Genomic DNA, 19,530 nt, shown 5'->3' on the forward strand with positions numbered 1-19,530 from the left:
ACCAGCCAACTATCACAAAGAAGTTCGCCGGTGTCGACAAACGCTGCGCCAACTCGCCCAAAGGCCTGATGCATTCGAGACTGGTCATATTTTAACTTCTGATGATAGTCTTTTAACAAATGGATAATCAAAAGTGGTTTAAAAAATCAGGCAAAGGCTTTGCCTTTATCGTCGTTCCAGTTGCTATCGTAGTGATTGTCATTCTGGTCTTGTTGATTCAACATTTTGAACCTGCTCCACCCAATCATTTGACCATCGCTACGGGCGATCAAGTCGAATTTCAAGAGCTCGCAAAAGATTATCAAGAGATTTTAAAAGACGATGGTGTGAATTTAGAGATTCGTCCTTCTAATGGGCCGTTCGACAATTTGCATTTGCTGGAAAACGACAGCGCGAAAGTCGATGCTGCATTTGTTCAGGATGGATTGGGCTCGCCGGAGAAACAACCCGATGTGGTGTCTTTGGGAAGTTTATACTATGAGCCCATTTGGATTTTCTATCGCTCTAAAAAAGAGTTCACACATCTGTCACAGTTAGAAGGAAAAAAAATTGCTATAGGTCGTGCAGGGCATAGTATAGAAGTCTTGGCCAAACGCTTGCTGAAAATGAGCGGTGTGGATTTGCAAGTTACGAAGTTTGTGAATGAAGACGCGATGGCCTCCGCAGAGGATTTGAAAAATGGCAAGATCGATGCGGCTTTTTTTATCATGCTGCCCGACGATCCCTTAGTGAAACAAATGGCGCTGAATGAGAACCTGCGTCTTATGGATCTGGCTCAGGCTGAGGCTATTTCTAGAAAAAATGCGTCCTTCCATCATTTGGTTTTACCTCGCGGAGCGATTGATCTCGATGGGGATGCGCCAGATCGTGATATTAATATTGTGGCGTCGACCGCAACTTTGCTTGTTCGGGATGACTTGCATCCGGCGTTGGCATTTTTGCTCTTACGTGCGGCTCGAGAAATTCACAGCAGTCCGGGTATTTTGGAAAAGCGCGACGAATTTCCAATGAACAAAGATGATGCATTTCCGCTAAGCGACGATGCTTTACAGTTTTATAAATCTGGTGGTCCTTTCTGGCAGCGTTATTTGCCGTATTGGTTGGCCGCTTGGGTGGATAGATTTTTATTATTCGTGATTCCATTTGTCGCCTTTGTTCTGCCGTTGTTGCGCTTGATTCCACGTCTTTACAACTGGCGATTGCGCACACGCATTTATCAGCGCTACGGAGAGTTAAAATTCCTCGAAACTCAATTGGATTCTCAAATGACCCTTGAAGATCGACGGAAGCTATTGACGCAACTCGATTCTATTGAGGAACGTGTGAATAAAATGCGCATGCCTCGAAATTTTTCGGAATATATTTACTCATTGCGCGGTCACATTCAGTTTGTTCGTGATCGCTTGGAAAAGATGACGAGGGTAGAGTCTTGATCCGCCATATTTTTTTAATCGTTATTGCGAGTGGTTGTCTATGGGCCTCGGCAGCTCCGAAAGTGACTGTGGTTCAAGGCGATCCTAAGAAGCGCGTGACCAGCATTTATTTATCTGAGCATTTTATTAACGAGCAAATCCAGGCCCACTCGAAGGCTTCAAGTTTGTTGAAAGATCTAAAAATCGAATTGGATCCACAGAACACGCAGATGTTTTTACGTGGAACTTTGCAGATTCCTTTGGATGACATGCGTGCATTGAACCTTGATCCAAAACTAAGCGCCTATAAATTTCAATTGACCATCAGGCCTGAAGCCACCAAGGAAGGTCATTTAATTCTTGAGTTTCCTTTAAACGAAACGTTCTTTTATCCGGCCTATTCGAAGCACCCAAAGCGTGATCGTGTGATTGTACCAACGCAAATGTTGTCCTTAGCGTTGGCTTCAGCCCGTGGCTATTTTGCAGCTTTGTCAGGTGACTTTTCTGAATTTGATCGAAGAACAGCAAAGCTGACTTCTTTGATCAAAGCCTTGGATCATTCGATAGCCGTAGAGAAGAATCCCGATGCTTTGGACGAGATGAAGACGGAACGTGACTCTTTGAAGTTGAAGCTTGCGGCCATTCCTCTTGAGCGAAAACAGATGGCCGGTCTTTCTAAAGAAGTCGCAACTATGATGGCGTTTACGGGTGAAAAAGAATTGAACTTAAATGATGAATTCGCGGCTCGAAAAAATGCTTTGATTTTGAAACTCAATATTGGAAAGTTCGTTCCGTATTTAGAGGGCGTGATGTTGGGGGGAATTCGCATTGTGCATGACAAGAAAGACGGCCCTCAGGGAGAGAACTATTTCTCTATCGATATTAATGCGAACTTGCAAGTGACACCCGCTGATTTGCAGATGGCTCATCATCGTGGTGAAGGGTTGAAGACTCCGCCAGCTGCGATGATTCGTATTAACGAGGCTCTTTTTGAGAGCGATGTTGTTTTGAATGCAGAAAAGAAAGCCATGGGATCAAACCTTCAGGATTTGAAGATCGAGATGAAGCAAGATGGTCTGCATGTGTCGGGTAAGTATAAGAAATATTTCCTGTCCATTCCGTTTGATACCATCGTGGACTTCGATACGGCGGAAGATGAAAACGACGCCTTCGATATCAGTGTTCGTGATATTGATGTTGCGGGAATTGATCTTGAGTTTATGACGGGATTTATTCTTGAGGCTTTGAAGTACCGTTTGGATAGATCTCTTCACGGTATTTGTACGTTTGAATATATCGGTGAACAAAAAGATGATTCTCGCGCTTTACGTGTGCACGTCGTGCCTGAAAAGCTGATTCCAGCTTTGCCGGGGCTTCATTTGGTAGACGTCGAAGTTCGCGATCGCGAGTTCTTACTCAAGGTAGGAAAACTTTAAGAGGCCCCTCATCGATTGCGCATCGCATAAATAGATGAAAAACGGGGACAGAGACTTGGATTTTCGAAATCAATTTGCTAGTTTGTGCCCCTTCGGCGATATTAAGCCACAGTGGTCGCGTAGCTCAGCTGGATAGAGCAACTGCCTTCTAAGCAGTAGGTCGCACGTTCGAGTCGTGCCGCGATCACCATCTTCTTTTGAAATCCAGAAAATTTATATTCAAGTTGCTATTATCACAGTGGTCTAAAATTGACTTATGGTTGGGCCTTTCAAGCACCCACAACAAGGTGTTTTGTCTGAACTCAGACTCGCCCTTCACTTTTCAACCTCCCGCGGGCTTTTAGGCGTTCAAGCTCTCGAAGCAACGCTCCAGTGCAAGCTCTACAGATTGAACTTCATCAGATAATTTAATAGCCGGAAGAATACCGAGCATCTTGGTAGGTTTGATTGCTTCAATTCTGACTTTGCCCGGAGAAATTTCCGTTAGGACAATGTTACAAGGAATCAAAAGGGCGGCGTCGGAGGACTGCTGATAAGCTTTAAATGCTAAACTTGGATTGCAAGCGCCCAAGATCACGCAAGGTTTAATAGTTTCTCCAATTTTTTCTTTAAGTTTTTTGTCGAAGTCAATTCGCGTCAGCACACCAAAGCCTGCGGGCTTAATTGCATCTGTGACAATTGCAACAACGTCTTCAATTTTTCCACTGACTTCTTTAGTAAGGGCAAGATTACTCATGTTCTCCTCCAAAATTAAGCAAAGCATTTTTCAAATCCAGAGGCCATAGTCGAGTGTCCCTTTTGGGGATAAACAACCGTACCGGTCTATTGCCTGTAAAGGCGCAAATTTGATTTAGATCAAAGTCAAACACCTTATCTTTGGGCCCTGCTTTGTTTAAAATTTCCATTTGCAACTTCTTAAGAATATATGATATATTCGTTATATGTCAATATGTGGAAAAAGTAATATATTGAAATGTCTCAAAAAAGCAAAGGAAGCACAATGTCGGCAGTGTCAGCTCTTAAATTAAAAAAATCATGTGTTGAAGTCAGTCAGATGTTGAAAGCGCTGGCTCATCCTCAACGGTTACTTATTATGGGGAATTTGCTTCAAGGGCCCAAATCAGTCAGTGATTTGGTTGAGTCTTGCGAGGCTTCACAATCGCAGATTTCTCATTTTTTAATGCGGATGAAGTTGGAAGGCTTGGTCAAAGCAGAACGCGATGGACGATTCGTCCTTTATTCAGTCGCGGACAACCGCCTTGTTAAACTCATGCAAGTAATTCAGACGCAGTACTGTGAATAAGAAGTAAGAATCGAAATATGGAGACCTTAAAATATGAGCCTAGACAAAATTATCAACTACCTTCCGTTTCTTTTGATCATCGGATTCTTCGTTTGGAGATATTCAAAATATAGTTCTGCTCGAAAAAAAATTCCTGGTCTTCTCGAGAACGGCGCGATCATTGTGGATGTGAGATCGCCTGAAGAGTTTCGGGCGGCTTGCAATCCCAAAAGTATTAACATCCCGGTTTCAAGCATCGCCGCACAGGCAAGTAAGTTGGATAAAAAACGACCCATAGTGGTTTGCTGTGCCTCAGGGGCGCGAAGTGGAATCGCAGCTGGAGTACTTAAACAAAAAGGATTTGAAAACGTCACTAATGCCGGTCCGTGGACCAATACATTATCAGGCGATAGATAATAAAGCAGAAATAGGAAAATGATATGAAAGCGAAACAGTCATTGATAATTGGAATATTATTTCTTGCAGGGTTCGATCTGAAAGCTGAAACACTCTCTTTCTCGGAGGTATGGCAAAAAATAAGTGCATCTTCTCCGGCACAACAAGGCGCCAAACTTAAGACTGAGTCTGTGGATGCTGGACTTTCAAGAGCTCAACTTCATTGGTTGCCAAGAATCTATCTTGATGCGCGAACCTACCGCACGAACGATCCCGGAAACGCATTTTTGGGGCTGCTTGAACAAAGAAAGGTCGAGAACGCTGATTTTTCGCCGGATTCCTTAAATCACCCTGATGACCAGCTGTTTACTCGAGGAGCCATAGGCCTTGATCTTGCACTTTACGAAGGAGGCATGAAAGACGCGCAAGTTGAAATGTACAAGCGACTTTCGACTTCTGAAAAACTGGCCGCGACACAAATCGAAATTGATCAGTACGCGGGCTCAGGTCTTGCTTATGGCTCAATTGTATCAATTCAAAAGCAAAAACAAAAGCTGAGTGAACTTAACAACGAGATGACAAAACTCATGAAGGGTTATCAGCTGGGTCAAAAGTCAAATCCCGTTGGATATTCGGGACTGCTTGGAATGAAGTCTTTAGCGAATCGAATCTCAGGACTAATCGAACAACTTGAGGCGCAAGAAAAGTCATATTACGCCGCTTTGAAAGAAATGGGAGTTCAAGATTTAAATTGGTCTCCGACAGCTATCGAGGTTAAAAATTTTGTCGATCAATACTTTGCGGAAAAATCAGAAAATGTAGCTATTCAATCCTATAAATCTCAGGCTCAGCTGCAACAAGCTCTTGCAAACCTCGAAGCATCTAAAATGGAGAAGGCAAGATATCTACCGCGGGTCGGTGCATTTGCTGAGTCATCTATTTTTAATGGAAGTCGTGACACCTCAAACGCCTATACCGCGGGCCTTTATTTGCAATGGAGCTTGCTCGACCCTTCAGACTTTGGAAAATATAAAGAGGCCACCCTCGGCGCACAAGCGGCTCGCAAATTTACTGAGGCCAGTGTGCAACAGGAGAACGCAGTCCGAGAAGGGCTGTCTGAAAATGATAAAGCACTTCGTTCCAACCTGACTCGACTTGAGGAAAGTGACAAGCTTCTTTCCGAGCAAACAAAGGTGTCGTCTCAGCTTTTTAAAAATGGCTCTATTAACGCACTTCAGTTCGTTGAAATTCTAAATCGTAGAACCGACCTGATCATGCAGCAGTCTGAAGCAGAGATAGGTCTTCTAAAAGTAGCTAGTGAAAGAATTCAGAAAGCAAAATTTGAGATACCAAGTGTTGCGATCGGTGGAGGTCAAAAATGAAATCACAAAAACTCGGATTTGCCGGACGACTTGGACAAACCTTCGTTCACTCAAAGCTGACGCCAGTTATTGCCGTCGCAAGCATACTTTTGGGGCTCATGGCGGTCTATTTGACTCCGAAAGAAGAAGAACCTCAAATTTCGGTTCCTATGATTGATATTAGAACGCCTGCGCCTGGTTTCACCGCAGCTGAGGTTGAAAGAAAAGTAACTGAACCTATCGAGCGTGCCGTCTGGGGGTTAGATGGAGTCGAGTACGTTTACTCCAGCAGCCAAGCGCACGGAAGTTTGGTGACCGTTCGTTTTAAGGTGGGCGAACCTATGGAGCCAAGCCTTGTTAAAATTCATCACAAACTCATGACTATCAAAAATGAACTTCCTGATAGCGTTCTACCATCTCAGGTCAGATCATTTTCGATTGACGATGTTCCGTTCTTAGTTTTGACCTTTACTTCAGACAAGTTGAATGATTTTGAGTTGCGTAGCAAAGTCGCTCCGTTGGCTCGAGAGCTTTCAAGCACTCCAGATTTGGCAAGAGTCGAGCTTTTAGGTGGGCAAAAAAGATCTATCCGCGTGATTGCGGATCCTCGCAAAATGCAGTCGAGTGGTGTTTCGTTACTCAATCTTTATCAAGCCATTAAATCAAACGATGCTTTAGCTCCGTCCGGAAAAAATTGGAGCGAATCTGAAGTTGTTGATGTCGAAGTTGGAGGACGACTTCATACTCGCGAAGATGTTGCTCGATTATCAATTGGTCAAAGAGCAGGAAGGGTTGTTCTTGTTCAAGATGTAGCAAACGTCATCGATGGTCCCGAGGAAGTTACACGTGGCTCAGTTCTTCTTGAGAAAGGGAAAAATCCTGAGCGAGCTGTATCAATCGTTTTCGCTAAACGCAAAGGGACAAATGTCGTGACTCTTTCAAAAGAACTTCTTGAAAGAGCCAACACTTTTTTAAAAGAGCAAAAGCAATCCTCAACTGAGCTTAAAATGTCCATTGTTCGTGACTATGGGTCTACCGCTGAAGACAAATCAAACGAGTTGATCGAACATTTATTGCTGGCAACTTTATCTGTTTCTGTTTTGATTGCCATAGTCATGGGAATTCGCGCTTCGCTTGTTGTAGCCACGGCGATTCCTGTCACATTAGCTCTGACTTTGGCGATCTATTATTTCATGGGCTACACGCTCAATCGGGTCACGTTATTTGCACTGATTTTTTCAATCGGAATTTTGGTCGACGATGCCATCGTCGTGGTTGAAAATATAGAGCGTCACCTGAAGGAAAATGCGAAAGAGGGTTTAATCAAAGCCACTATTAAGGCCGTTAATGAAGTTGGAAATCCAACAATCCTTGCGACATTTACTGTGATCGCGGCGATTTTGCCTATGGCTTTTGTACGAGGCCTGATGGGTCCTTACATGAAGCCTATTCCTGTCGGCGCGAGCTTTGCGATGATCTTGTCACTTTTTGTCGCATTTATCGTAACGCCTTGGGCTGCGGTCAAACTTTTAAAAGAACATGCTCATCAGGGGGGCGATTCTGAAGGTCACAAGATGGGACTTCTGGATCGACTCTATCAAAAAGTTATGGAAACGCTCTTAGGTAAAAAAAGATCGGCACTTTTATTTGGCGGATTGACTGTCGTGTTGCTCTTGTTGGCCAGCAGTTTGGTTTACTTCAAATCAGTTAAAGTCAAAATGCTTCCATTTGATAACAAGCAAGAGTTTCAAGTGTTGATCGATTATCCCACCTCGACGTCTTTAGCAACAAGCCAGAAGTGGTCTGAAGAGTTAGCCTCTGAAGTTTTAAAAAATAAAGAAGTTGAAGCTGTTCAGATTTTTGCCGGGGAAGCAGCGCCATTTTCTTTCTCGGGAATGGTCAAACATACGTTCTTGCGAAATCAGGATTTTCAAAATGATCTTCAAATTGTTCTGACTGAAAAAGGAAGCCGTAAAGTTTCAAGCCATGAAATTATTGAAAGTTTACGACCGTTGATAAAAAAATTCGCAGAAGAAAAGAAAGCCGTGACAAAAGTGCTCGAGATTCCGCCGGGGCCTCCAGTTTTAGCAACAATCATGGCTGAGGTTTATGGTCCAACGAAAGAGATACGCAACAAGGTCGCACGTGAAATAGAGACTGTATTTAAAAGTGAGCCGAGTGTCGTTGATCTGGACACAACCATGCGCCTCGGTCGAAATCGTCGAGTTTACGAATATGACCAGGCCAAAGGCGGACTTCTTGGAACCAATGCCAATGAGTTAATGACATTGGGACGTCTTGTTTTCTCAGAGACAGCGGTAACGACCTTGTCAAACATGCAATCTCCAGAGGATGTGAATGTTGATTTGTCAGTTTCTCAAAGTAGTCGATCATCTCAAACTCCATTTGCAAATCTTCGGGTTCCATCTTTTGAGACAGGTTCGGTTGAAGCCGACCAAACACTTAAAAAGCCTTTTATGGCAGAAAGTGAAACGCTATATCGTAAGAACTTAAAGCCGGTTTCTTATGTGATGAGTGAACTTTCGGGTTCTGAGGAAGCGCCGGTCTATGGAATTCTAAAACTCCAACCACAGATCCACTATCCAGTGCAAACCGCCGATGTTCCGTGGAACACCAATAACCCGATAGTGAAATGGGATGGCGAATGGTTTATCACTTACGAAGTTTTTCGTGATCTTGGCGGAGCCTTTGGCGTCGTGATGATCTTGATTTACATTTTGGTTCTAGGTTGGTTTAAAAGCTTTACGGTGCCTTTAATCATCATGGCTCCTATTCCGATCAGTTTGATCGGAATTTTGCCGGGGCATGCAATCATGGGATCATATTTTACGGCCACGTCGATGATCGGCTTTATTGCTGGCGCGGGAATTATCGTTCGAAATTCTATTATCTTAGTTGATTTTATTGAGCACCAAATTGGTCAGGGAATGAATTTAAAAGAGGCTGTCGTCAGCGCCGGTGTTCTGCGATTTCGTCCGATGCTCCTAACGGCCGCGGCAGTTGTGGTTGGCAGCTCTGTGATGTTGGCGGACCCTATTTTTCAAGGCCTGGCTGTCAGTTTAATTTTCGGTGAAGTCGCGGCGACCATATTGAGTCGATTTGCAGTTCCCGTACTCTATTATTGGATCGTTGGAAAGAGCCGTGTAAACGCTATCAAAGCTGAATTGCAGGAATAAGGAGTTACTATGACAATAGAAAATCAGATCCGAGCATTTGCAGGAACTTTTATTTTAGCGAGTTTGTTGTTGGCGCACTATCACTCGCCCAATTGGCTTTGGTTTACGGCCTTTGTCGGCGCGAACCTACTTCAATCTAGTTTCACCAAGTTTTGCCCTCTAGAAATAATCTTGAGGAAAATTAAAAAACAATGAGTGACTCAAGAACTTAATGGTGAAGACGAGGCAGCTGCGGTAAAAACTTGGACAGATCTTTCTTCTAAGTGGGGAAGGATCTGCTTCACAACTATATTCTGAAAATGTTCAGACATGCGGTGGGCTTCGATGGCCTCCGCATCTTTGTATTCTTCATAAATTAAAATCATTTGCGGCGAAGAGGGGTTTTGGAAAAGATCATAGCGAAGATTGCCAGACTCTTTTCGAGTCGCCGCAATCATTTCTTCCATAAGATCTAATACACGTGCAACAGATTCAATCTTAACGGTCCAGCGTGCCACGATGATCATCATATAAACCTCGGTACACACCATGCTACACTCTTCATTTCTATTTCGCTACCAACTTGCAAGCGATTGGCAAACCTTCGCCCTCGGAAGAGTTGCACTGTTTGAATATCGATTGGTTTAAAGTTGGAAAATAGCTCTATAGGATATCGCTGTGGGTGGTGCTGCGTTTTTGAATGCCAGCACACAGTGCCATGCCCGCAAGAAGGACGTACCAAAGAATCAAGAGCCACAAGAGCAAAATCGGTAACGCTGCAAACGAACCATAAATTTTATTGTAATTGAAAACTTCCACTGTCAGATATGCGAAGCCCTTATGAACGGCAAGAAGCCCAACGCTTGCAATCAATGAACTGATGAAGGCTGCTTTCGTGCGAACCTTTAGATCAGGTACTAATTTGTAGATTAAGAAAACGCTGGCGACCAAAACCAAACCATTTGTCACCGCCACAGGAATAATTCGTCGAGCGAATTGGAATTGCTCCAAGGAAATGAAGCCCACATAAATCGCTAAAGCTACCGGAATTAAAAGGATCAAAACCCACTGAAAAATCAAGCGACGATAAAATGGACGAGTGCGGGGATGAGCCCAGATACGATTGATACCCACCTCCATGTCGTGCAGAAGCTTCATAGACGTGATGAAGAGAAAGATCGCACCTGTTGTTCCTAATTTTCCGGCATTGATATTCTTGATAAAAATACGAATGAGCTTGGTGACATCGCCACCTGCAGCTTCACGCAAATAGACGAGCAGAAAGCTTTCAACCTTTGGATAAAGGGCATCCAACCCACCAATGGATTGAAAGGTCGCAAGTACCACCGCCAAAAAGGGAACCATTCCTAAAATAGTTGAAAACGACAAGCTGGCAGCGACAAGTTGTAATTCCCCATCGCGCATCTGTCGGCTGGTGTTTTTCAGCACTTGCCAGAGTCTTGTGAACATGTCGTTTTTAAACAATTCCGCCATAGCTTGTTTTTATAGTAATTTGCTGGCAGGGGCAAGTTCGATGACTAGAGTTCGGCTTCGGGCATTGCAAAGGCGCTGGCTCTTTCATCCAACACTTTCTGCAACATCTTCGCTAAAGATCCAAATTCATTATCAGGCTGATTGATCGCAGCACTCATGATGATCTCGGCCATCGGCATAAGCTTTGGAACGGGATTGCCGCCGATTTTTTCGCATTCTTCAACCGGAGACACTACCGAGTGTTTACGACACACAGTCGGACGGTTGTAATAGTTGCGGCAGGCATTGTCAGCCCCAAGGAAAACGCAACGATTTGAAGACACAGCCCCTTTTTTCCACTCGTTATCCAAACGCTCGCGCTTTGACAAACGAAGAAGGTCTTCGTGGTTCAAGGTTGTCCCATTCGCCAAAGAGTCAGCCAAGATGACAGCATCATCTTTCATGATTTCAACTTCAAGGTGGCAGCAAGCCCCACAGCCTTTTTGACAAGTTGTTTTGATGTGTGAGCTGGCGTCCACTTGTTCGTCGATTAAGGCTTGAACCTTGCGACCACGCTCTGCACCCGCAGGGAGTTGAGATAGAACTTCAAAGTAGTGATTCAGTAGGCGAGTCACTTCGCGGTCGAAACTCAAAAATTCTTCTTCGGCTAAAACGGTCTTATATTGCTCAAGCAAAGCTCTGAGCTGCGCTGTTTTCTTCATCTCCTAAGGCTATCATGGCGGCCTTAGGAAAAATTGTCTTATTTTTAACAGAAGTGAACTCCAGACCTCTCCAGGACCTAGAGCCAGAATCTTTTTTGAACGGCGAAGTCTTGGCCATTACGTGCGATCAAAGCAGCATCGCAATAAGGATCGTGCTCGAAGAACAAATACCAAGATTGATCTGCGGCTTGGCCTAGGTATTTTTGTTTCTCTTCCATTAATACCAGAGGTTGCAAATCATAACCCATCAACCACGGAATTTTTACGTGAGTCGAAGTCGGCACAACATCACCGCAATAAAGCAATGTTGTCTTTCCATCCGTGACCTTCACCATCTGTTGATGTTGAGTGTGGCCATCAGAGACAAAGGCCGACAAACCTGGAAGGAAATTCTCGATATTTCCATCGATCAAATTCAAAACACCGGCATCGATCAGCGGTTGATAGTTCGCGGGATAGTAACTAGCACGCTCGCGCAAATTAGGGTGGCTTGCGGTTTCCAAATTTCCTTTTTGTGCCCAATATTTTGCATTCGGGAAGGTTGGAACAAGCTTGCCGTCTTTTTCAGTCGTTCCGCCACCTGCGTGGTCGAAGTGGAAGTGAGTGAGTACTACATGATGAATATCTTCAGGCTTTAACCCATGAGCTTTCAAAGAGTTAATAAGTGAAGGACCGTTTTCATCAATATTGTACATCTCTTTAAATTTTGATCCTAATTTTTCGCCATACTTTGCGATGAAGTCTCCACCGTTGCCAGTGTCGATTAAGATATTCATTTTCGGAGATTTTAATAACAACGCACGAGCTTCCATTTCGATGCGGTTCTTATCGTCTGTGGGATTTGTTTTCTCCCACAGGATTTTTGGAACCGTTCCGAACATGGCGCCGCCATCAAGACCGAAGATCCCTGTTGGAATCGGGCAGACTTCGTAGTCGCCAATCTTCAAATGAGCTTTTTCATTTTGAGTTTGTGAATTATTCGATGTCATCACTTGATACCTCCTCGGATACGGAAGCGGATTTCGCAGTCTCTGGCGCGGCTTCGTCTTTCACGACGAATGCGTCTGGGTTGATCGTTAGAACCCATGACTTATAAGCAGTATAAACCTGTTGGATCGGTGCGGGAGGATGGACCGGACCTACGTGCAAAACAAGCTTCCCTGGTTTTGCAAAGAACTGACCCTTCGGCCATAAATCCAAGTTGCCCTCAAGGTAGGTGAACAAAATCGGCGTATGTGTTTTCTCAGCGAAGATCGAAACACCGCGTTTGAACTCTTGCACTTTGCCAGTTTGCGAACGTGTACCTTCTGGGAAAATGATCAACCACATGCGGGGAAGCTCATTCAAAAGTTTCAAGATCAAGTTCACGGCTTCGCCCTTGCGATCTTTGCGATCAATGGGGATGGCGCCGAGGCAGTGTTGCGAAAAGAATGTGAATAGGGGATTTGAAAAGAAATAATCTTTTGCTGCTGCGATGTAAGTGCTCATCCAATAACGGCGAGGAATCGCTGCTGCAATCGACGTCGCATCTAAGTGGCTAGCGTGATTGCTGATGATGATGAGCTTTGGCTGAGTCTTATAAAGTTCTTTAAATGGCGTGCCCTTAACCTTCAGGCGAATGTAAAACTTAAATGCGATATTTTTAAGAAAGATCGACCACAAAAAACGCATGCACACGCTGAACAAGTCGATATGACGAGTGAACAGCGGCAAGTGTTTTAGATAAGTCGGCAGTTTGGTCCACTGCTCGTTTTCGTAATCCCAATCCTTCATAGAATAACCGTCATTACGTAATAATAAATCGGAGCCACAAAGATCAAACGATCCACGCGGTGTAAGAAATCACCGCGACCAATGATGAAAGGACCCACTGTTTTCATGCCCGCATCGCGACGAACCACTGTCATCACAAGGTCACCGACGAAGCCACCAAGACCTGCAACAAGCCCTGATGCTAGCCAATACTTTTCAGAACCGTCAGGCAAAAGAAAACGCATACATCCTGCAAGGAACAAGGTCAGAGCAATAGAAACCGCCGTACTGCCAATGGAGCGACGAGGATTGATGCCAGGGAACAGCTTCCATCCGCCGATATAGCGACCCACGGCCAAGTTCGTGTTGTCACAGAACTCTGTCAGGATAATCAGATACATCACTTGGAAAACACCATTTGGGAAGCGCATGATCAAACCCAAGTGCATGAATGACCATCCTAGGAAGATAAACGCCAGCAACGTCAGAGAAATATACTGAATCATGCGTTTGTATGAATTGCGGACCAATGGCACCAAGCAACTTGCGCCTAACACCATCATCGGTGTGACGTTGTATATATCCAAACGGTTGAAGTAGCAGGCGAAAGCCAGACCAATAATTCCCAGATAACAGATGATCACAAAGAAGCTGCGATGGAACATCCCCATAATTTGGAAAAAGACCTTCGCACCAAAGATTGCAATACATACCAACATCACCAAAGGCCAAGGCTCTGGCAAACCCATCATAATGAACATCAACGGAGCGGCAATCAGCCAGCTCTTAATGCTCGCCCATGATTGAACGAAGTAATAGTTCTTGTTTCTGAAGAAAAAGATAATCGCGCCGGAAACGAAAATAATCGAAAGAACGATGAACACCGTCTGGCGATAAATATGGCTTTCCCAAGCCGAAGGCAAATCAAGTTGAATTGGGAAATTAAAATTCATGGAGTATCCTCTTGGATCTTATATTCACTAAGTTTCTTATAAAGATTCGAACGAGACACTTGCAGCAAGGCCGCAGTCTTTTCAACGTCCTTTGTTTGCTTGTAAGCTGTGCGAATCACATGCGCCTCAAATTCATCCACCAAAGTGGAAAGGCCTTTTGCAAAATCGATCACAGTATAAGACGGTGCGCCTGTCGCTGAAGCCGCAGGTTTCAGCCATGCTGTCACATCTTCTTCACGAATGAACGGCAGGGGAGAGGTCAGGCTCAACTGTTCACACACGCGCTTTAGTTCGCGCACATTACCTGGCCAGTTGTATTTCTTCAAGGCCTCTAATCCGTCATCCGTGAAACTTTTGTTTCTACGCGGACGTTCTGCCTCAAGAAAATGTTTTCCCAAAGCATCGATATCATCCAGACGTTCACGCAATGGAGGCAGTTGAACACGTTGCGAAGCCAGGCGATACAAAAGGTCTTCGCGAAATTCCCCAGCGGCGACCATTTTATCCAAAGGCTTATTACTAGCGACGATCACTCGAGTTTTAACGAAAGTGCTTTCTTTTGCGCCGACTCGGCGAACTTCGCCTGTTTCAAGAAAACGCAAAAGTTTCGCTTGTTGAACTAAAGGTAAAGCTTCGATTTCATCAAGAAACAAGTCGCCACCGTTGGCAGCCTCTGTCAAACCCACTTTGTTTTGATCAGCACCGGTAAAGGCACCTTTCACGTGACCAAACATTTCCGATTCAAAAAGATTGTCAGGGATACTTGCAATGTTCACGGCAATGAAAGGGCGTTCACCTTCTTGTTCGTTCAGAAGACGAGCAACGACTTCTTTACCGCAACCTGTTTCACCTTCGATCAAAACTGAATTACTCTCGCCGCGAAGTTCGGCGATACGTTTTTTAATTCTTTGCGAGGCCTCGGAGCTTCCGACCCAGCGGATCGTGTCGCGGTCCGCGTGTGGATCGACATTGCGCAAATCCCACAAGGCTTCCATTTTTTCTAAGATCAATTGAACTTCTTCGCTCATCAGCGGTTTTGCTAAAAACTTTTGCGCACCGGCCTTGAGACAAGTCTCCATCAACTGGCGATTCAAATCTCCAGACATCGCAACAACGTCTAATTGTGGATTGTGCTTCAATAACTTTGCGATGACGTCTGGACCTGCGGCCTTGGTTGTTCCAGGTTCAAGATGCATATCCACGAAAGCCGCATGATAGAAACGTTCGTACTGAACGGCTTCCAATCTGTGAGCCGAAAACATCTTCCATTGAGATGGCAAAATCATCTTCAGTGATTGATGAATAAGCGGGTCGTCATCGACGACAAGTAGAGAGAAAACTCGAGTGTTGCTCATAGACTTCAGGATGGCTCGACTAGAGACCTTTGTGTACCTTTTGCGCACAGCATATTCGAACTCATTTTAAAGGACCATCCGACTGCGTTGCTCGTCGTCGCAGTACGAGACGTACAGCGTCCTCCTCGCGCCTTGCGTCTGGCCCTTTAAAATGAGTTCGCGTGACGCGGATGTATTTTTGAGAGTAAAATTGTTGAATTGGAGGCTCCATGAGCGCGCTTAGAATTCTTCTTGTAGAAAACATCCACGAAGTAGCAAAAGAAAGGCTCGTTAGTGAAGGTTTTAAAGTTGACTTAATCTCTCACGCGCCGTCTGAAGAGGAGCTTCTCAAGCTGCTTCCGAACTATGATGTTTTGGGTATTCGCTCGAAAACTGAAATCACAAAAAAGGTTTTGCAAAACAATAAACATCTTATCGCGATCGGCTGCTTTTGTATTGGTACAAATCAAGTTGATCTTGTCAGTGCTCGTGAAGAGGGAGTGCCTGTTTTCAATGCTCCTCACTCGAACACACGCTCTGTTGCAGAACTTGTGATTGCAGAAATGATTTCGCTATCTCGTCAGCTTGGAGATCGCAATACAAAAGCTCACGTCGGGGAGTGGGTGAAATCCGCAGTGGGGGCCCATGAAGTGCGCGGGAAGACACTGGGCATCGTGGGTTACGGTCACATCGGCAGCCAAGTGAGCATCCTTGCTGAATCCATGGGTTTGAAAGTTGTTTTCTACGATGTGGTCAAAAAACTTCCTCTAGGAAACGCAGTTTCAATGCCAAGTCTTTCAGAGCTTTTGAAAATATCTGACTTTGTGACCTTGCATGTCCCTGAAACTCCAGAGACCAAAGATTTGATGGGTAAAGAGCAGTTCGCCGCCATGAAGCCGGGCAGCCACTTGATCAATGCCAGCCGTGGAACGGTGGTTGTTATTGACGAACTGGTCGCTGCTTTAAAATCGAAGCATGTTGCCGGTTGTGCCATCGATGTCTTCCCGGAAGAGCCAGCTTCGAACAAAGACAAGTTCCAATCACCACTTCAAGGGTTGTCGAACGTGATTCTGACTCCGCATATCGGGGGCAGTACGGAAGAGGCTCAATTCGCCATCGGTATCGAGGTCGCGGAAAGTTTCCGCCGTTATTTGAAGATTGGCTCGACTTCGGGCGCTGTGAACTTCCCAAATGTTGATTTGCCTGTGAAGCAGGGAACTTCTCGCTTGTTGAATGTGCACAGAAACGAACCGGGTGTCTTGGGAGAGATCAATGGTCTTATTTCCCGCGCGGGTGCGAATATCGAAGGACAGTATCTTTCTACAGATGAACGCATCGGTTATCTGGTGATGGATCTTCATTCTTCAAAAGCCCAAGGCTTGGCGGAAGAGATTGGGAAACTCAATCGTTCCATTCGCACACGAGTCGTTTACTAGCTCGTGGAATATTAACAATCGTCAACTTTTCTAGATTATTTTCAGGGCCGATTGAGGCCCTGTTTTTTTCGTGTTAGACCCTCCGAACTTTTATAACTTTTGGAGGAATTTAAAATGAAAACTTTGATCGCGGCCTTTGTTCTTTTAGCAAGCCCAGCATTCGCATACTTCCAAGAGGGTTCTACAAGCGAACCAGATATTCACTATCTTTCTTGGTGTGATGGCAATAACGTGGTTGCTGAAAATTCTCAAGGTCAACTTATTGTTCGCGCCGCTTGCACTGAACGGCAAACATGCCAAACTTTTACACGCTACCAAATTGATCGCGCCATCGTAATCGGCTCTTGCATCGATAGAAAATAAATTTGCAGATTATTTTTGTTAGTTTCAAAAAGAAAGACCCACGGAACGTTTCGTGGGATGTTAAAAACGAAAAAGCCAGCTTAAGCTGGCTTTTTTTGGTTTAGAGGACTTTGCCTGGGTTCATAATATTATCCGGGTCGAAGACTTTCTTGATGCCTCTCATAAGTGCGATTTCACCTTCTGAACGAGTGTAGTTTAGGAAGGATTTCTTTGTAAGTCCAACACCGTGTTCGGCAGATATCGAGCCTTTATATTTCTTCACAGTATCGAAAACCATCACATCGACCTTGCGGCATTCTTTGACAAATTCTTCCTTCGTCATACCTGGAGGACGAAGGATGTTGATGTGCAGGTTGCCATCACCGATATGGCCGAACCATACAACTTCCCATGTCGGATAAGCTTGGGACAATACTTTATCTAGGTCAGCCATAAATGGCGGAACTTTTGAGATCGTCACGGCAATATCGTTTTTGTAAGGAGAATACTTCACCAAGGATTCAGAGATATCTTCGCGGTATCTCCAGAATGTTGTGGCTTGAACATCGGACTGACTGATAACTCCGTCAAGAACCCAACCTTCTTCAAGGCATTTTTCGAAAACGCCCAAAGCATGTTCCTCATCTTGCTCGTTGCGAGTTTCTACTTCGGACAAAACATAGAACGGAGCTTGAGTTTCAAGGGGCGCTGGCAATCCTGTATTTTCTAAAACTTTTGCCAAGGCTTTATCAGAGAACATTTCGAACGCGACCAAAGATGTTTTCGTTTTGAACTCGGCAAAGATTTTCATAACGGCATCAAGGCCGCTGACCGCCATCACAAGAACTTTCATTGGAGGGGGAGCTGGAGCGAGGCGAATGGTCGCTTCTGTGATGAAGCCCAGTGTTCCCTCTGCACCAATGAACAAGTGGCGAAGATCATAGCCTGTTGCGTTCTTCACAAGGCCGTTATTCAATTCTAAAACATCGCCTGTGCCAGTAACTACCTTCAAGCCAACAACCCAGTCACGAGTCAATCCGTAACGAACGACTTTGATGCCACCGGCGTTCGTAGAAATATTTCCACCCATTTGCGAAGAACCCACAGCTGCGAAATCAACAGGATAGAAAAGATGTTTTGAATGAGCGAACTCTTGCAAAGCTTCAGTGACCACGCCAGGCTCGATCACAACAGTCTGATCGACGGGACTAAAATCTTTGATCTTATTCATTTGATCGAAGGAAACAACGATTTCACCTTGAGTTGCCACCGCAGCACCTGATAAACCTGTACGGCCGCCAGAAGGAATCAAAGAAATTTTGTTTTTGCGTGCCCACTTAACAAGAGCAACAACATCTTCAGTGGATTGCGGGAACACGATGGCAGAAGCTTTAACGTCGAAGTATGTTGTCCAGTCTTTACCCCAGTACTTCAAACTTTCTTCGTCAGTTTTGATCTGTTCTTTTTTAAGGAAACTTTCAAGTTCGAGAAGGGCTGACATATAACTTCCTATCTGCAACGTTAATCAGTTCATGAGATCATGACGGCTGATTCGTGGAAAGGAATTAATCTTCTTCGGTCAGCGGTCTTTGGTAGTCTCTCAGAGTTCTGATTCTAAAGAAAGCGTAGGCAGGACACAAGCCCCAAGCGGCAGTAATGAGACCGTAAATGCCAATGTAGGCCCAAAAAGGACCGCCTGCGACAGCGTAAGCGGTCAAGCTCACGCCGAAAATAAAACGCAGAATACGATCCCAAAGGGCTACATTGCATCGCATGGATGTTAGGCTTTCAACATCTCTTGAAGTTCACCGGATTGATACATTTCCATCATGATATCGCTGCCGCCGACCAATTGTTTGTTAACGTAAAGTTGTGGGATAGTGGGCCAGTTGCCGTACTCTTTGATGCCTGAGCGAATTTCTTCATCATCTAGAACATTCACGTCGTGGAAAGTGACGCCCATATCTTGAAGAATAGCGCATGCACGGGCAGAGAAACCGCACATTGGAAACTGTTGAGTTCCTTTCATGAAAAGAACAACTTTGTGTTGGCCAAGAATGCCATCGATTTTTTGGTGAGTAGGATTCATTATCTTTCCTTTTGTATATCTTGAATATTTCGACAGCGCCGAAGGGAGATCCGCCCGCAACGCCGAAGTGCAAGCCAATTATTTAATCTTAGTCTTAATTGACAGCGCGTGAACTTCCCCGGTCTTTAATTCTGGACCAAAGCATCCCATCACTTGCTGATGTTGTTGAATACGACTCAGTCCCGCAAAACGAGAACTTTCCACGTAAACTTCCCAATGGTCTTGAGTGCCCGTCAGATCGAAAACTTCAATCTTTGATTCCGGGTAATTTTCTTCGAGTCTTTGTTTCATTTGGTCTGCTGTCATAGAGGGGGAAAGTATCACTGTCATCGAACTAAGTCCAGCCCCCGACAGGCCTTTGCAAAA

At 44.7% G+C, this 19,530-nt stretch carries 21 protein-coding genes and 1 tRNA gene; 10 read left to right on the forward strand and 12 right to left on the reverse strand.

The features are described from left to right. Positions 1-119 precede the first annotated feature (119 nt). The 3 genes from VF412_RS13665 (at position 120) to VF412_RS13675 (ending at position 3,038) form a co-directional block, all read left to right on the forward strand. Positions 120-1,433 (forward strand): TAXI family TRAP transporter solute-binding subunit, encoded by a 1,314-nt coding sequence (locus VF412_RS13665; RefSeq protein WP_331339804.1) that lies wholly within the window; start codon positions 120-122, stop codon positions 1,431-1,433. Then, positions 1,430-2,848: a hypothetical protein gene (locus VF412_RS13670; RefSeq protein ID WP_331339805.1), complete on the forward strand. Its 1,419-nt coding sequence runs from the start codon at positions 1,430-1,432 to the stop codon at positions 2,846-2,848. Before VF412_RS13665 ends, VF412_RS13670 begins: the two co-directional genes overlap by 4 nt. 113 nt (positions 2,849-2,961) lie before the next feature. Continuing rightward, positions 2,962-3,038 (forward strand) — tRNA-Arg (locus VF412_RS13675). Positions 3,039-3,188: 150 nt separating this feature from the next. Here VF412_RS13675 and VF412_RS13680 read toward each other — a convergent pair. Next, positions 3,189-3,584: a DUF302 domain-containing protein gene (locus tag VF412_RS13680; protein WP_331339806.1), complete on the reverse strand. Its 396-nt coding sequence runs from the start codon at positions 3,582-3,584 to the stop codon at positions 3,189-3,191. Positions 3,585-3,848: 264 nt separating this feature from the next. Between VF412_RS13680 and VF412_RS13685 the strand changes: the two genes are divergently transcribed. Genes VF412_RS13685 through VF412_RS20070 form a run of 5 tightly spaced genes read left to right on the forward strand, consistent with a single transcriptional unit; the run spans position 3,849 to position 9,279 of the window. Beyond that, complete coding sequence (locus VF412_RS13685; protein WP_331339807.1) at positions 3,849-4,151, forward strand: metalloregulator ArsR/SmtB family transcription factor; 303 nt, start codon at positions 3,849-3,851, stop codon at positions 4,149-4,151. A 33-nt stretch (positions 4,152-4,184) separates the two neighbouring features. Then, positions 4,185-4,547, forward strand: coding sequence for a rhodanese-like domain-containing protein (locus VF412_RS13690; RefSeq protein ID WP_331339808.1), 363 nt, complete (start codon positions 4,185-4,187; stop codon positions 4,545-4,547). Positions 4,548-4,570: 23 nt separating this feature from the next. Beyond that, entirely contained in the window at positions 4,571-5,908 is a 1,338-nt protein-coding gene (locus VF412_RS13695) for a TolC family protein (protein WP_331339809.1), read from the forward strand. Beyond that, a complete protein-coding gene (locus VF412_RS13700) occupies positions 5,905-9,084 on the forward strand; it encodes an efflux RND transporter permease subunit (protein WP_331339810.1) in 3,180 nt (1,059 codons plus the stop codon). The genes VF412_RS13695 and VF412_RS13700 overlap by 4 nt, the downstream gene beginning before the upstream one ends. A 9-nt stretch (positions 9,085-9,093) precedes the next feature. Next, complete coding sequence (locus VF412_RS20070) at positions 9,094-9,279, forward strand: DUF2892 domain-containing protein (RefSeq protein WP_349259011.1); 186 nt, start codon at positions 9,094-9,096, stop codon at positions 9,277-9,279. Between the two features lie 5 nt (positions 9,280-9,284). Here VF412_RS20070 and VF412_RS13705 read toward each other — a convergent pair whose 3' ends face one another. The 7 genes from VF412_RS13705 to VF412_RS13735 all read right to left on the reverse strand — a co-directional run bounded on the left by VF412_RS13705 (position 9,285) and on the right by VF412_RS13735 (position 15,318). Continuing rightward, positions 9,285-9,593, reverse strand: coding sequence for a putative quinol monooxygenase (locus tag VF412_RS13705; RefSeq protein ID WP_331339811.1), 309 nt, complete (start codon positions 9,591-9,593; stop codon positions 9,285-9,287). A 133-nt stretch (positions 9,594-9,726) separates the two neighbouring features. After that, the gene (locus VF412_RS13710) at positions 9,727-10,557 is read right to left on the reverse strand and encodes a YihY/virulence factor BrkB family protein (RefSeq protein WP_331339812.1); all 831 of its coding nucleotides are present in this window, start codon (positions 10,555-10,557) and stop codon (positions 9,727-9,729) included. Positions 10,558-10,601: 44 nt separating this feature from the next. Further along, positions 10,602-11,258 (reverse strand): YkgJ family cysteine cluster protein, encoded by a 657-nt coding sequence (locus VF412_RS13715; RefSeq protein WP_331339813.1) that lies wholly within the window; start codon positions 11,256-11,258, stop codon positions 10,602-10,604. 77 nt (positions 11,259-11,335) lie between these two features. Further along, positions 11,336-12,247 carry an MBL fold metallo-hydrolase gene (locus VF412_RS13720; RefSeq protein ID WP_331339845.1) on the reverse strand — a complete coding sequence of 304 codons (912 nt, stop codon included), beginning with the start codon at positions 12,245-12,247 and terminating at the stop codon, positions 11,336-11,338. Further along, positions 12,234-13,031: a lysophospholipid acyltransferase family protein gene (locus VF412_RS13725; protein WP_331339814.1), complete on the reverse strand. Its 798-nt coding sequence runs from the start codon at positions 13,029-13,031 to the stop codon at positions 12,234-12,236. The genes VF412_RS13720 and VF412_RS13725 overlap by 14 nt, the downstream gene beginning before the upstream one ends. Beyond that, positions 13,028-13,963 carry a phosphatidate cytidylyltransferase gene (locus tag VF412_RS13730; protein WP_331339815.1) on the reverse strand — a complete coding sequence of 312 codons (936 nt, stop codon included), beginning with the start codon at positions 13,961-13,963 and terminating at the stop codon, positions 13,028-13,030. The genes VF412_RS13725 and VF412_RS13730 overlap by 4 nt, the downstream gene beginning before the upstream one ends. Then, complete coding sequence (locus VF412_RS13735; RefSeq protein WP_331339816.1) at positions 13,960-15,318, reverse strand: sigma-54 dependent transcriptional regulator; 1,359 nt, start codon at positions 15,316-15,318, stop codon at positions 13,960-13,962. The genes VF412_RS13730 and VF412_RS13735 overlap by 4 nt, the downstream gene beginning before the upstream one ends. Positions 15,319-15,527: 209 nt before the next feature. Here VF412_RS13735 and serA point away from each other — a divergent pair, with 209 nt between their 5' ends. Next, the gene (gene serA, locus VF412_RS13740; RefSeq protein ID WP_331339817.1) at positions 15,528-16,733 is read left to right on the forward strand and encodes a phosphoglycerate dehydrogenase; all 1,206 of its coding nucleotides are present in this window, start codon (positions 15,528-15,530) and stop codon (positions 16,731-16,733) included. Between the two features lie 114 nt (positions 16,734-16,847). Then, entirely contained in the window at positions 16,848-17,096 is a 249-nt protein-coding gene (locus VF412_RS13745) for a hypothetical protein (RefSeq protein ID WP_331339818.1), read from the forward strand. 100 nt (positions 17,097-17,196) lie between these two features. Here the strand turns inward: VF412_RS13745 and VF412_RS13750 are convergent, their stop codons facing one another. From VF412_RS13750 to VF412_RS13765, 4 genes are all read right to left on the reverse strand, one after another. After that, positions 17,197-18,576, reverse strand: coding sequence for an FAD-binding oxidoreductase (locus tag VF412_RS13750; RefSeq protein ID WP_331339819.1), 1,380 nt, complete (start codon positions 18,574-18,576; stop codon positions 17,197-17,199). A 64-nt stretch (positions 18,577-18,640) separates the two neighbouring features. After that, positions 18,641-18,850, reverse strand: coding sequence for a DUF2892 domain-containing protein (locus VF412_RS13755; protein WP_331339820.1), 210 nt, complete (start codon positions 18,848-18,850; stop codon positions 18,641-18,643). A 5-nt stretch (positions 18,851-18,855) separates the two neighbouring features. Continuing rightward, entirely contained in the window at positions 18,856-19,164 is a 309-nt protein-coding gene (gene grxD / locus VF412_RS13760; protein WP_331339821.1) for a Grx4 family monothiol glutaredoxin, read from the reverse strand. 78 nt (positions 19,165-19,242) lie between these two features. Next, positions 19,243-19,470 carry a BolA/IbaG family iron-sulfur metabolism protein gene (locus VF412_RS13765; protein WP_331339822.1) on the reverse strand — a complete coding sequence of 76 codons (228 nt, stop codon included), beginning with the start codon at positions 19,468-19,470 and terminating at the stop codon, positions 19,243-19,245. Positions 19,471-19,530 lie beyond the last annotated feature (60 nt).

Source organism: Bdellovibrio sp. (genome assembly GCF_036384735.1).
Lineage (GTDB): Bacteria > Bdellovibrionota > Bdellovibrionia > Bdellovibrionales > Bdellovibrionaceae > Bdellovibrio.